The organism is Paraburkholderia sp. RCC_158, from assembly GCF_041355255.1.
In the GTDB taxonomy this organism is placed as follows: domain Bacteria; phylum Pseudomonadota; class Gammaproteobacteria; order Burkholderiales; family Burkholderiaceae; genus Paraburkholderia; species Paraburkholderia graminis.
The window spans coordinates 1-12495 of sequence record NZ_JBFUPM010000008.1 but is presented as its reverse complement, the minus strand read 5'-3'; the positions used below and the strand labels follow the sequence as shown (position 1 = coordinate 12495).

Sequence of the window (12495 nt, the reverse complement as noted above, 5' to 3'; positions counted from 1 at the left end):
CCCGCACGACAGTTCTCGTGTGAAACCAGTTCGACAAAAACTTTGACCTCTACGCGCTACCGGGCGATGCGCGAGTGCTCAACGGCGTCGTCCATGCGCCGCCGCCCCCCGACTCTGCACATCGCGAGCTTTTCCGGAAGTTGGGCGCTGAATTGGTTGACGATCGCTTTCGAGTACGCGTCGAGGACGATTATCTGCCTGTTGTGGGCGGGCATCGCCCTGAAAGCCCCCGGCTACGGCGCAGATCAGTTCTTGTGGCCGTTTGTCGCCCCGGAAATGCTCGATCGACCGATGCAAGGTGTCGCGCGCCTCCGGATGCGCGTCCAGCAAGTGACGGGTCGCTCCTCTTGAAACATAAAGGTCATCGGGTGATTCCTCTATAACACCGGTTATTGAAAGCCGTTTCCTACTGCGGCCTTTTTGAGGGAGCCCCCTACGGATGCCGAATATAATCCACCAACGCCCTCGTATAAGCATCCGGCTTCCGATCAAAAAGACTCACACCCACCGCCACCAGAAAACCCGCCGGTACGCCGAACACGCCCGAGCTGATCGGCTCGATGCCGAACCAGCGCGGTCCCGCGAAGCCCGTCATCTGCGCGAAGAACGGATACGTCGACACGATGTAGTAGATGCACACGAGCAGCCCCGCCAGCATGCCGGCCACGGCGCCGAGGCGCGTCGTGCGCTTCCAGAACACGCCGAGCACGAGCACCGGAAACAGGCTCGATGCCGCGAGCGAAAACGCCGCGCCGACCAGAAAGAGAATGTTGCCGGTATTCAACGACGCCACATACGACGCAAACAGCGCCACGCCCAACAGCAGGATCTTCGAAATCGTCACACGCCGCTGACTCGACGCGCCCGGGTCGACCATGTGGTAATACACGTCGTGCGATAAAGCATTGGCGATCGTGAGCAGCAAACCGTCGGCTGTCGAGAGCGCCGCGGCCAGCGCGCCCGCAGCAATCAGCCCGGACATCACATACGGCAAGCCCGCGATCTCCGGCGCGGCCAGCACCACCATGTCGGGCTGCATCTGAATTTCGCTCCATCGCACGATGCCGTCGCCGTTGGTGTCGGCGAGACTGATCAGCGTCGGCTCGACCTTGCGCCATTGCGTGAGCCATTGCGGCAAATCGGCGAAGTGATGACCGACGAGATTCGTCAACATCTCATACTTGATCAGCACCGCGAGCACCGGCACGGTCACGTAGAAAAGCGCCACAAAAAACAGCGTCCAGCCGACCGAGCGACGCGCCGACGCCACCGACGTCGTCGTGTTATAGCGCGTCAGAATATGCGGCAGACTTGCCGTGCCGAGCGACAGGCACAGTAGCAGTGAAAGAAAATTGCGCTCGTGCATGCGCCGGTCTTCGTCGCTTGCTGTGGGAAACGGCTCGTGCATCGGCAGCGGCGCGGCCGCGCGCATCAGCATGTCATCACGCTGCTGAGTCCACACGACCTGCGCGGCGGCGGCATCGCGTGGAAACTGCTCGAGCGCTTTTTCGCGCTCCTTGATTTCGCGCAGCGGACCATTGCGCCGCCGCAAATCGGCCACCTGCTGCGTGAGCCGCAGTTTCTCCTCGACGAACGAATGCGGCAGCATGTCGAGCCGCTGCTGCATCAATGCGGCACGGCGTCGATAGTCGTCGCGCACGGTCTGCTCGAGCGGCTCGTCGCGCACCTGCTTCTCGAGACTCTCCATGCGCTCCATCAACCGGCCGTAACTCAATTGAGGCACCCAGCCGAGTCCGTCCTTGTGCGCGATCATCGAAACAGGAATCAGGATCGCGGCGATCAGAATGATGTACTGCGCAACCTGCGTCCACGTCACCGCGCGCATGCCGCCGAGAAACGAGCACACGAGAATGCCCGCGAGTCCGCAGAAAATCCCGACAGCGAAGTCGACACCGATGAAGCGCGTCGCAATCAGGCCGACGCCCTGGATCTGCGCGACGAGATAGACGAACGAACACAGAATCGCGGACAACGCCGCGAGCCCGCGCACCGCATTGCTCGAAAAACGCGTGCCGAGGAAATCGGGAATCGTATAGCGCGCGAGCTTGCGCACGTACGGCGCGAGCAGAAACGCGACGAGGCAATAGCCGCCGGTCCAGCCCATCAGGTAAGCGAGGCCGTCGTAGCCCGTCGCGTAGATCGAGCCGGCGAGCCCGATGAACGACGCCGCCGACAGCCAGTCCGCCGCGGTCGCCATGCCGTTGAACGCCGACGGCACGCGCCGCCCGGCGACGTAGTATTCGACGAGATCGGACGTGCGCGACAGCAAGCCGATCACTGCATACACGGCAATCGGCACGAACAGAAACACGTAGCCGATCCACATGCCCGGACCGGTTGTGCGCTCGATGCGCCACATCACATAGATGAACAGCAGGAAGCCGAGCGTGTAGAACGCGTATGCGCGGATCAGCCGGTTCGTGAGCTTCATCGGCTTAGAGTCCGCGCGTGCCGGAATCGGCGGCGATGTGGTTCGCGGCGGCGTCCGTTGTGCGATTTACAGCCTGATTTACAACGCTATTCTCGACTTCGTTCGTATCGGTAACAGCATCCGCCGCAGCAGCAGCGTCGGCAAGGAACGCGCGCTGCAACCGGCGATCCGCGCGCTGCATCGACAGGATATAGACGACGATCAACGCCAGGTAGATCAGGATCGCGCCTTGTGCGCCGAAGTAAAACGGCAAGCTGAAGCCGGCGATCCGCACATGCGCGAGCATCGGCGCGGCGAGCGGCAACAGGAACGACACCGCGAAGCCAACGCTCATCAACGCGGCGATCAACGTGACGTTAAAGCGCCAATACTTTTGATGCGCGCGCGCCAACGCCTCCGACACCGCAGGCGGTTCGGGCGGGGGATTGTGCGTGGCATGAGAGGTGGAGTGCGGCGCGGCCATGCGCCTATGTATCAAAAAGGCACCGCGCAGGCAATCGGGATTGTCCGCGCGATGCCGGATCGCCGATCGCGGATCGCCGATCGCGGGATCGGGCGAGAGGCGCATCGATCGACACGCCTCCGCCCTTCATAGGCGCCGGAATGATCCCAGCGTGATCCCAGCGCGAGCAGAGCAGCCTTACAGCGACTCGCCGAGCTGATCGAGAATCGCCGGGTTCTCCAACGTGGACACGTCCTGCGTGATCGCCTCGCCCTTGGCAAGCGAGCGCAACAGACGGCGCATGATCTTGCCCGAACGCGTCTTCGGCAGATTCTCGCCGAAGCGGATGTCCTTCGGCTTCGCGATCGGACCGATTTCCTTGCCGACCCAGTTGCGCAGTTCATTGGCGAGCTTCACCGCCTCTTCGCCTTCCGGGCGCGCGCGCTTCAGCACGACGAACGCGCACACCGCCTCGCCGGTCGTTGCATCGGGACGTCCCACGACCGCCGCTTCAGCGACGATCGGATTCGACACCAGCGCCGATTCGATCTCCATCGTGCCGAGACGGTGACCGGACACGTTGAGCACGTCGTCGATGCGGCCCATGATCGTGAAGTAGCCGGTCTCCTTGTCGCGCACCGCGCCGTCGCCGGCGAGATACAGCGTGCCGCCGAGTTCCTCGGGGAAATAGCTCTTCTTGTAGCGGTCCGGATCGCCCCACACATTGCGCAGCATCGAAGGCCACGGCCGCTTCACGACGAGAATGCCGCCCTGCCCGTTCGGCACGTCCTGACCCGTTTCGTCGACGACCGCCGCCATGATGCCCGGCAACGGCAGCGTGCATGAACCCGGTACGAGCGGCGTGGCGCCTGGCAGCGGCGTGATCATGTGGCCGCCGGTTTCCGTCTGCCACCACGTATCGACAATCGGGCAACGGCCGCCGCCGACGTTCTCGTGATACCACACCCACGCCTCCGGATTGATCGGCTCGCCGACCGTGCCGATGATGCGCAGCGTCGACAGGTCGTAGCTTTTCGGATGCACTTTCTGGTCCGCTTCGGCGGCCTTGATCAGCGAGCGGATCGCGGTCGGCGCCGTATAGAAGAGCGTCACCTTGTGCTTCGCGATCATGTCCCAGAAGCGGCCGGCATTCGGATAAGTCGGCACGCCTTCGAACACGACCTGCGTGCCGCCGAGCGTCAGCGGACCATACGTGATGTAGCTATGGCCCGTGATCCAGCCGATGTCCGCGGTACACCAGAACACGTCGTTGGCCTTCCAGTCGAAGGTCCACTTCATGGTTTGCGCGGCCCACAGCAGATAGCCGCCGGTGCTGTGCTGCACGCCCTTCGGCTTGCCCGTCGAACCGGACGTGTAGAGGATGAAAAGCGGATGTTCCGCGCCGACCCACTCGGGCGCGCATTGATCGGACTCGGCTTGCATGAGTTCATGCATCCACAGATCGCGGGCTTCGTCCCATGCGATCTTGCCGCCCGTGCGCTTGTAGACGATCACGCTCTTCACCGCGTCGCAACCGCCCATTGCAAGCGCTTCGTCGGCGATATTTTTCAGCGGCAGCGCCTTGCCGCCGCGCATCTGTTCGTCCGATGTCACGAGCGCGACCGCGCCCACGTCGACGAGCCGTTCGTTGAGCGACTTCGACGAGAAGCCGCCGAACACCACCGAGTGCGTCGCGCCGATACGCGCACAAGCCTGCATCGCGACAATGCCTTCGATCGACATCGGCATATAGATGACCACGCGGTCGCCCTTCTTCACGCCGCGCTTTTTCAGCGCGTTCGCAAAGCGCGATACACGTTGCAGCAGATCCTGATAGGTGACGTTGGTGACGGTGCCGTCGTCGGCTTCGAACACGATCGCGACGCGCTCGCCGTTGCCCGCTTCCACATGACGGTCGATGCTGTTGTACGACGCGTTGAGCTGACCGTCTTCGAACCACGTATAGAACGGCGCGTTCGATTCGTCGAGCACCTTCGTAAAGGGCTTGTTCCAGCTTAGCGTCTCGCGAGCAAGACGCCCCCAGAAGCCCTCGTAATCCCGCTCCGCCTCGGCGGTCAGCGCATGGTAAGCGTCCATGCCGGAGATCGTGGCGCCGGCCGCTGCTTGCGCGGATGGCGGGAAAACACGGCGTTCCTGAAGAACCGATTCAATCGCAGACATCGACAACCCCTTGGTGAAGATGAAAACCTGTGCCGGCGCACGTTCGTGCGCCATGTCATGTAGACGCCGCAATCGAAGCACGATTGCGGCGCGCTGTCTCCCGCCCTCGCGCGAGCGACCCGCGATGGATCGCCGCGCCGCGGCCGGCCCCCCTCTCCTTCACTCGTACGGCAATGCAGCACGAATGGAGGCGAGGCCGCGTCCGCTCTCATGTTGAACCATAAGCGGTGCAACTTACCAGCCACTTACGCGAGCCGCATCGGCGTGCCCGCAAAAACCCTTATGCGATTCGTACGACGCTTTGCACGAAACGCGCATGCTGTTGACGCTCGTTCGCGCAACGAGGCGCTTACGGGGTGCTCACGGCGGTGCTCACTTAACCTCGCGGTCAAGCGGCTAACCCAATGCTAACTGAACTAGCCGCCCGCATTCCAGTTCGAATCGCGCGTCTCAGGATGACGCGCCGCCGCCCTGCCCGCCGCACCGCAGCAAGTCCGGCCGACGCTGTACAATAGCGCGCGCTGATACGAGCGCCGCGGCTCACATTCTTGTTGTGCGCCCGCGCCGCGCCGTCCGCGCCTCGCTTTGCGTGCCGACCCGCGCGCGTGACCCGCACGCTGGCCCGGCACATTTGGCTCACGTTCCGTCACCTGCGTTAGATCCGACTCTTGCCTATGTCCGCTTCGCGACCCGACTCCGCGCGTTCACGCCGCCCCATGCGCCCGCTGCCCGCCGTCATCTTCATGAGCCGCTGGCTGCAGGTGCCGCTCTATCTCGGCTTGATCGTCGCCCAGGGCGTGTATGTGGTGCTGTTTCTGAAGGAAGTCTGGCATCTGGTCACAGCGTCGATGACGCTCGACGAAACCAACATCATGCTCGTGGTGCTGGGCCTCATCGACGTGGTCATGATCTCGAACCTGCTGATCATGGTGATCATCGGCGGATATGAGACCTTTGTGTCGCGGCTCGGTGTCGAAGGTCATCCTGACGAACCGGAATGGCTCGATCACGTGAACGCGGGCGTGCTGAAGGTGAAGCTCTCGATGGCGCTCATCAGCATCTCGTCGATCCATCTGCTTAAGACGTTCATCAGCCCGGACCAGAACACGACGCACGCGATCATGTGGCAGGTGATCATCCACGTCGCGTTCCTGATTTCCGCGCTCGTGATGGCCTTCGTCGACCGCCTCACCACGCATACGCATCCCACTCATTTTCAGGAACCCGCGGATTTGCAGCCGCTGGGTTCCGCCGGTTCCTCTCCCCTGAAAGCGCACGACTGACCGCATAGCCTGCGAACAGAAAGAAGCGCACTGTCCCCACCGAGCTTAGCCATGACCGTCATCAAACAGGAAGATCTGATCCAGAGCATTGCTGATTCGCTTCAGTACATCAGCTACTACCATCCGCTCGACTACATCCAGGCGCTCGGCCGCGCATACGAACTCGAACAGAGCCCGGCCGCGAAAGATGCCATCGCGCAGATCCTCACCAACAGCCGCATGTGCGCCGAAGGCAAGCGCCCGATCTGCCAGGACACCGGCATCGTCACGGTGTTCGTGAAGGTGGGCATGGACGTGCGTTGGGACGGCGCGACGATGAGCGTCACGGACATGATCAACGAAGGCGTGCGCCGCGGTTATCTGAATCCCGACAACGTGCTGCGCGCGTCGATCGTGAGCCCGCCCGAAGGCGCGCGCAAGAACACGAAAGACAACACGCCGGCGGTGATTCACTACGAGATCGTGCCGGGCGACAAGGTCGACGTGCAGGTCGCGGCCAAGGGCGGCGGCTCGGAGAACAAATCGAAGTTCGCGATGCTCAATCCGTCGGATTCGATCGTCGACTGGATTCTGAAGACCGTGCCGACCATGGGCGCAGGCTGGTGTCCGCCGGGCATGCTTGGCATCGGCATCGGCGGCACGGCTGAGAAAGCCATGCTGATGGCAAAAGAATCGCTGATGGACCCGATCGACATTCAGGACGTGATCGCACGCGGCCCGCAAGACTGGATCGAGGAACTGCGCGTCGAACTGCATGAGAAGGTCAACGCGCTCGGCATCGGCGCACAAGGTCTCGGCGGTCTCGCCACCGTGCTCGACGTGAAGATCATGGCCGCGCCGACGCACGCCGCGTCCAAGCCGATCGCGATCATTCCGAACTGCGCGGCCACGCGTCACGCTCACTTCACGCTGGACGGCTCGGGCGTCGCGAAGCTCGAAGCGCCGTCGCTCGACGCATGGCCGAAGGTGCAGTGGGAACCGAATACGGAAACCAGCAAGCGCGTCGATCTGAACACGCTGACGCCCGAAGAAGTCGCCGCATGGAAGCCGGGCCAGACGCTGCTGCTGTCGGGCAAGATGCTGACGGGCCGCGACGCCGCGCATAAGCGCATCGCCGATATGCTGGCGAAGGGCGAAAAGCTGCCGGTCGACTTCACGAATCGCGTGATCTACTACGTCGGCCCGGTCGATCCGGTGCGCGACGAAGCAGTTGGTCCGGCAGGCCCGACCACGGCCACGCGCATGGACAAGTTCACCGAGACGATGCTCGCGCAAACCGGCCTCATTTCGATGATCGGCAAGGCCGAGCGCGGACCGGTCGCAATCGAGGCAATCAAGAAACACAAGGCCGCGTATCTGATGGCCGTGGGCGGCGCCGCTTATCTCGTGTCGAAGGCGATTCGCAGCGCGAAGGTGCTGGCATTCGAAGACCTCGGCATGGAAGCGATCTACGAGTTCGACGTGCAGGACATGCCGGTCACGGTCGCGGTCGATTCGAACGGCACTTCGGTGCACCAGACCGGCCCGAAGGAATGGCAGGCAAAGATCGGCAAGATTCCGGTCGCAACAGTCTGATTGGCCGCCTGACGCGTCAAGCGTACTGAGAAGCCGGGGCCGCGGTCCCGGCTTTTTTCATGGGCGGCATGCGTCACATGCAAAGCCGGGAACCGCGTCAAGATGTTCTGTTCTCTTGGCTTTTTCAGGCATGGCGTTTATTGTTGTTGAAAAATTGAAGTCCCCACCAAGGAAAGATCATGCAAGGCGACAAGAAAGTTATCGAGTATCTCAACGCCCAGTTGAAGAATGAATTGACCGCGATCAACCAGTACTTCCTGCACGCGCGGATGTACAAGCATTGGGGTCTCGAGAAACTCGGCAAGCATGAATACGACGAGTCGATCGGCGAAATGAAACACGCCGACTGGCTGATCGAACGGATTTTCATGCTTGACGGTCTGCCGAATCTGCAAGACCTGCACAAACTTCTCATCGGCGAGGAAACCAAAGAGATTCTCGAATGCGACCTGAAGCTCGAGCAGATTTCGCAGAGCACCTGCAAGGAAGCTATTGCGTATTGCGAATCAGTTCGCGATTTCATCTCGCGTGAAATCTTCGTGAAGATTCTCGACGACACGGAAGAGCACATCGACTGGCTCGAAACGCAACTCGACCTGATCGACAAGGTCGGCATTCAGAATTACCAGCAAACCGCGATGGGCTCGGTGGAGTCCTAAGCGGATCGCATCGCAAGGCCACGCACCGGCGCATGAGCTTCTGACTATTCATTCGGGATAGCATGCGCCGCGCTGGCGATATACTTGGTCGCTTCCCTTTCCCCGGATTTGCCTGACCGCAGCGCCGCGCGTCCCGATCGCCCATGCCAGCAGAATCGCCGTCTTCGAATGCATCAATCGCTCGGTCGAGCGTCGCTTCGCGCGCGCCCGTCGGCATTTTCGACTCGGGTCTCGGCGGCTTGTCGGTGTTGCGGGCGGTTCGGGCTCAATTGCCCGACGAGGCGCTGCTGTACGTCGCCGATTCGTTGTACGCGCCCTACGGCGAGCGCGACGACGACTTCATCGCGGACCGGACACTCGCCATCGGCGAGTGGCTCGCGAGGCAAGGCGCGAAGGCGCTGATCGTGGCCTGCAACACGGCGACCGCGCAATCCATCGCGCTGGTTCGCGAAAAGCTGAGCATCCCGCTTGTCGGCGTCGAACCGGGCATCAAGCCGGCCGCGCTGCAATCGAAAACGCGCGTGGCGGGCGTGCTCGCCACCCAGGTCACGTTGCGCAGCGCACGCTTCCAGGCGCTGCTCGAGCGCTACGCGGCCGATTGCCGCTTCATCTGTCAGCCCGGTCACGGGCTCGTGCAGGCCGTTGAGCGCTGCGACGTCGGTTCGACGGAGTTGCGCGCGCTGCTCTCAAGCTATCTTCAGCCGATGCTCGCCGCCGGCGCCGATACCCTCGTGCTCGGCTGCACGCACTATCCGTTTCTCGATGCAGCGATCCGCGACATCGTCGGCGACCGGATGGCGTTGATCGACACGAGCGTGGCGATTGCCCGCCAACTCGAGCGCGTGCTCGAACAGCACGGCGTGCGCGCAACGCCCGAAACGGCAGGCGCCCCGCCGCCGCGCTTTTATTCCACCGACAACGGCACGCATCTGCGGCAGCTTGTCGCGACGCTGCTGAACATGGACGCGCAGGTCGAGCGCGTGCTGATTCCGTCGCGCCGTATCGCTGCGCTCTCGTCGCAGCCGGCCTAGCGCCCTTTCGGCGTGGTTTCCGACGCCGTTTCCGACGCCACTTCCGACGCCACCGCGCGCGTTTTTATGCGGTTTAAGCACCGTCCGCTGCGCCGCGCGCCGCCAGCCCGCGCCGTCGCGTCATAGTCGAAACCCTTCTAAGAGTCTGGTTTTGTTACAAAAAACCACCTGAGGCGCTTGCCAAACCGGCCAAACAAAATGATAATAATTCGCATTAACGTTAGCTATGACGCCCGCCATGATTGTCTGTGTCTGCAAGTCTGTTTCTGACCGAAAGATCCGTGCCTCGATCGCGGAAGGCGTCGACTCGTTCGACGAGTTGCAATTCGAGCTCGGCGTCGCCACCTGCTGCGGTAAGTGCGCGGACTCGGTGCGCGACGTGATGATGCAAAGCGGCGTGTGCTCGAGCCGGTGCGGCTTCGAGCATCAGCAGGCCATGCCGGTGACGTTTTACGAACGCAAGGCGGCTTAAGGCAAGTTCACGACACGCGGCGCGAGGCGCACAAAAGCACCTGCGCCGTCTTGTTGCCGCACTGCCCCCGCCGCTTCGCGTTGAGATGCGTTTTTGATGCTCATCATTCGGCGCTTTCGAGCGCTTTTTATTTAGTCCACTGCCGTCAGCAAGCCAGTATTCCTGCCAGCCAGCGACCCGCTCACCCGTCAAAGGAGCCCGAGATGGAATTGCTGATTGGTTTCGTGACCACATTGTGTATTTCGCTGCTGATCTTCCGAACATGACGAAGTATTGTCAGGCGTGCTGCATCGACAGCGCGCCGCCACGCTAACATGCAGGCTTCGCATACCGTTTCAGCCGGCGCCGCACCGGCTTCGTCCAACCGAATGAATCCCCGCGTCCTGACCGCGACCGCCTTGGTCGCGGCGGTTCACGTCGCGTTGCTCGCCGTGATCCTGACACTGCGTCACGACCCGGTGCAGCCCGCCCTCGAGTCGCGCGTGATGACCGCACAATTGCTGCCGCCCGCGCCGGTTGCCGCGCCGGCCGCGGTGCAGTCGGTCGCGCCGCCGCCGCCCACGCCCACGCCGCCGGTCCACAGCAAGCCGAAGGTGCAGCCCAAGCCGACGCCGAAGCCCACCCCCGCGCCGCTGCGCGAGGCGCCCGCGCCGTCGCCCGTGACGGTCGCGCCACCGGAGCCGGCCGCGCCTGCCGCTCCCGCCGCGCCGCCGACGCCTGCCGCACCGGCCGCGCCCGCGATCGGCCGTCAGACGATGGAAATCTCCGCGCCGAAGAACGTCTCGCACCTCGACTGCAACATCGCGAAGCCCGACTACCCGGCGCTGTCGCGGCGCCGCGGCGAAACCGGCACCGCCTATGTGAAGTTCGTGGTCGGCCTGACCGGCAAGCTTGAGAACATCGAATTGAAGAAGAGCAGCGGCTTCAGCCGTCTTGACGACGCCGCGCTCGCCGCCGCGCATGCGAGCGCGTGCAAGCCGTATCTCGAGGACGGCCAGCCCATTCGCGCCGCCTACACCCAGCCTTACAACTTCAATCTCGAAGATTGAAGCGGATTTCAAAATAAAGGAATTGCAATGCAAAACTACGGATTGGCGCACGTCTGGGCGCAAGGGGATTTCGTCACGCGCGGCATCGCGCTCGCGCTGCTGGTGATGTCGGTGATGTCGTGGAGCGTGATCGTCATCAAGGGATGGAACGTGATGCGGCTGAACCGCCTCACGAAGAACGCGGAGCAGGCGTTCTGGCATTCGGACGATCTCGCCGACGGCGTGAAGAAGCTCGGCGCCGGCGCGTCGACGCCGCAAGACAATCCGTTCCTCGCGCTCGCGCTGTCGGGCCAGGAAGCCGCCGATCATCACCATCAGACACAGCCGCATCTGCATGACCGGATGGACGTGTCGGACTGGGTCACGCGTTGCCTGAAGGACACCATGGACGAAAGCGTCGCGCGCATGCAAAGCGGTCTCGCGATTCTCGCGTCGATCGGCAGCACCGCGCCGTTCGTCGGCCTGTTCGGCACGGTGTGGGGCATCTATCACGCGCTGCTCGCCATCGGCGCGAGCGGCCAGTCGTCGATTGACCAGGTGGCCGGTCCGGTCGGCGAAGCGCTCATCATGACCGCGTTCGGTCTCTTCGTTGCGATTCCGGCCGTGCTCGGCTATAACGCTCTCACGCGTGCCAACAGGGCGATCGTGGCGAAGCTGAGCCGCTTCGCGCATGGCCTGCACGCATTCTTCGTGACGGGCGCGCGCCTGTCGTCGACCAAGCGCGACGGCCTGCGTCTCGCCGCTCGCGCCAATTAAAGCGCACTGAACGACGAGGCACACCGATGGCAATGAGCCCCTTCGCCGGCGACGATGACGACGGCCTGATGAACGAAATCAACATGACGCCGCTCGTCGACGTCATGTTGGTTCTCCTGATCGTTTTCATGGTGACGATTCCCGTGATCCGCCACGCGGTGAAAATCGATCTGCCGCATGCAAGCAGTCAGAAAGAAGACACGAAGCCCGCGCAAGTCACCGTCGCGGTCGACGCTGACGGCAACGTGCTGTGGAACGACAAGAAGGTCGACGAAGCGCAGTTGAGCGCGAAAATTGCAGAGGCCGCGCAGGCAAATCCGCAGCCGGAACTGCATCTCGACGCGGATCGTAAAGTGCCTTACGAAAAGGTCGCGCAGGTGATGTCGGCCGCGCAGGCAGGCGGCCTGACGAAGATCGGTTTCGTTACGCAGCCCAAGGGCAAATGAGCGCTTGGAGACGCTGGCCGATCATGCCCGGCATCGTCGGAAAATGAAGAAAAGCCCTTGAAACAGGGGCTAAATCGGCATAGGGGACGGCCATGAGGCCGTACCCCTGCCACACCACCCGGCATGCGGGTCCGCACCGGGCGGTTCGG

General features: G+C 62.7%; 12 protein-coding genes. 9 read left to right on the top strand and 3 right to left on the bottom strand.

Annotation, left to right across the window (positions count from 1 at the left end; all coding sequences use genetic code 11):
- The first annotated feature begins 93 nt into the window (after positions 1–93).
- On the top strand, positions 94–351 hold the full coding sequence (locus tag AB6809_RS17300; protein WP_035570881.1) for a hypothetical protein: 258 nt from the start codon (positions 94–96) through the stop codon (positions 349–351).
- 82 nt (positions 352–433) lie between these two features.
- Here AB6809_RS17300 and AB6809_RS17295 read toward each other — a convergent pair whose 3' ends face one another.
- The 3 genes from AB6809_RS17295 to acs form a co-directional block, all read right to left on the bottom strand.
- Positions 434–2452 (bottom strand): sodium:solute symporter family protein, encoded by a 2019-nt coding sequence (locus AB6809_RS17295; protein WP_006051181.1) that lies wholly within the window; start codon positions 2450–2452, stop codon positions 434–436.
- A gap of 4 nt (positions 2453–2456) precedes the next feature.
- Positions 2457–2915 carry a DUF4212 domain-containing protein gene (locus AB6809_RS17290; protein ID WP_029972063.1) on the bottom strand — a complete coding sequence of 153 codons (459 nt, stop codon included), beginning with the start codon at positions 2913–2915 and terminating at the stop codon, positions 2457–2459.
- A 177-nt stretch (positions 2916–3092) separates the two neighbouring features.
- On the bottom strand, positions 3093–5075 hold the full coding sequence (gene acs, locus AB6809_RS17285) for an acetate--CoA ligase (RefSeq protein ID WP_029972064.1): 1983 nt from the start codon (positions 5073–5075) through the stop codon (positions 3093–3095).
- A 716-nt stretch (positions 5076–5791) separates the two neighbouring features.
- Between acs and AB6809_RS17280 the strand changes: the two genes are divergently transcribed.
- The 8 genes from AB6809_RS17280 to AB6809_RS17245 all read left to right on the top strand — a co-directional run bounded on the left by AB6809_RS17280 (position 5792) and on the right by AB6809_RS17245 (position 12346).
- On the top strand, positions 5792–6358 hold the full coding sequence (locus AB6809_RS17280; RefSeq protein WP_006051184.1) for a TIGR00645 family protein: 567 nt from the start codon (positions 5792–5794) through the stop codon (positions 6356–6358).
- A 51-nt stretch (positions 6359–6409) separates the two neighbouring features.
- Entirely contained in the window at positions 6410–7933 is a 1524-nt protein-coding gene (locus AB6809_RS17275) for a fumarate hydratase (protein WP_006051185.1), read from the top strand.
- Between the two features lie 179 nt (positions 7934–8112).
- On the top strand, positions 8113–8592 hold the full coding sequence (gene bfr, locus AB6809_RS17270; protein ID WP_006051186.1) for a bacterioferritin: 480 nt from the start codon (positions 8113–8115) through the stop codon (positions 8590–8592).
- A gap of 143 nt (positions 8593–8735) precedes the next feature.
- Positions 8736–9623 (top strand): glutamate racemase, encoded by an 888-nt coding sequence (murI, locus tag AB6809_RS17265; RefSeq protein WP_029972065.1) that lies wholly within the window; start codon positions 8736–8738, stop codon positions 9621–9623.
- Between the two features lie 238 nt (positions 9624–9861).
- On the top strand, positions 9862–10095 hold the full coding sequence (locus AB6809_RS17260; RefSeq protein ID WP_029972066.1) for a bacterioferritin-associated ferredoxin: 234 nt from the start codon (positions 9862–9864) through the stop codon (positions 10093–10095).
- A 314-nt stretch (positions 10096–10409) separates the two neighbouring features.
- Positions 10410–11144 (top strand): energy transducer TonB, encoded by a 735-nt coding sequence (locus AB6809_RS17255; RefSeq protein ID WP_310034443.1) that lies wholly within the window; start codon positions 10410–10412, stop codon positions 11142–11144.
- Positions 11145–11171: 27 nt separating this feature from the next.
- On the top strand, positions 11172–11900 hold the full coding sequence (locus AB6809_RS17250) for a MotA/TolQ/ExbB proton channel family protein (RefSeq protein WP_029972068.1): 729 nt from the start codon (positions 11172–11174) through the stop codon (positions 11898–11900).
- A 26-nt stretch (positions 11901–11926) separates the two neighbouring features.
- A complete protein-coding gene (locus tag AB6809_RS17245; protein ID WP_006051191.1) occupies positions 11927–12346 on the top strand; it encodes a biopolymer transporter ExbD in 420 nt (139 codons plus the stop codon).
- Positions 12347–12495: the final 149 nt, after the last annotated feature.

What these genes read in the sequence shown, in the direction of transcription:
- AB6809_RS17300 (WP_035570881.1), top strand. Translation starts at nt 94, where the DNA reads ATGCGCCGCCGCCCCCCGACTCTGCACATCGCGAGCTTTTCCGGAAGT.
- AB6809_RS17295 (WP_006051181.1), bottom strand. Translation starts at nt 2,452, where the DNA reads ATGAAGCTCACGAACCGGCTGATCCGCGCATACGCGTTCTACACGCTC.
- AB6809_RS17290 (WP_029972063.1), bottom strand. Translation starts at nt 2,915, where the DNA reads ATGGCCGCGCCGCACTCCACCTCTCATGCCACGCACAATCCCCCGCCC.
- acs (WP_029972064.1), bottom strand. Translation starts at nt 5,075, where the DNA reads ATGTCTGCGATTGAATCGGTTCTTCAGGAACGCCGTGTTTTCCCGCCA.
- AB6809_RS17280 (WP_006051184.1), top strand. Translation starts at nt 5,792, where the DNA reads ATGCGCCCGCTGCCCGCCGTCATCTTCATGAGCCGCTGGCTGCAGGTG.
- AB6809_RS17275 (WP_006051185.1), top strand. Translation starts at nt 6,410, where the DNA reads ATGACCGTCATCAAACAGGAAGATCTGATCCAGAGCATTGCTGATTCG.
- bfr (WP_006051186.1), top strand. Translation starts at nt 8,113, where the DNA reads ATGCAAGGCGACAAGAAAGTTATCGAGTATCTCAACGCCCAGTTGAAG.
- murI (WP_029972065.1), top strand. Translation starts at nt 8,736, where the DNA reads ATGCCAGCAGAATCGCCGTCTTCGAATGCATCAATCGCTCGGTCGAGC.
- AB6809_RS17260 (WP_029972066.1), top strand. Translation starts at nt 9,862, where the DNA reads ATGATTGTCTGTGTCTGCAAGTCTGTTTCTGACCGAAAGATCCGTGCC.
- AB6809_RS17255 (WP_310034443.1), top strand. Translation starts at nt 10,410, where the DNA reads ATGCAGGCTTCGCATACCGTTTCAGCCGGCGCCGCACCGGCTTCGTCC.
- AB6809_RS17250 (WP_029972068.1), top strand. Translation starts at nt 11,172, where the DNA reads ATGCAAAACTACGGATTGGCGCACGTCTGGGCGCAAGGGGATTTCGTC.
- AB6809_RS17245 (WP_006051191.1), top strand. Translation starts at nt 11,927, where the DNA reads ATGGCAATGAGCCCCTTCGCCGGCGACGATGACGACGGCCTGATGAAC.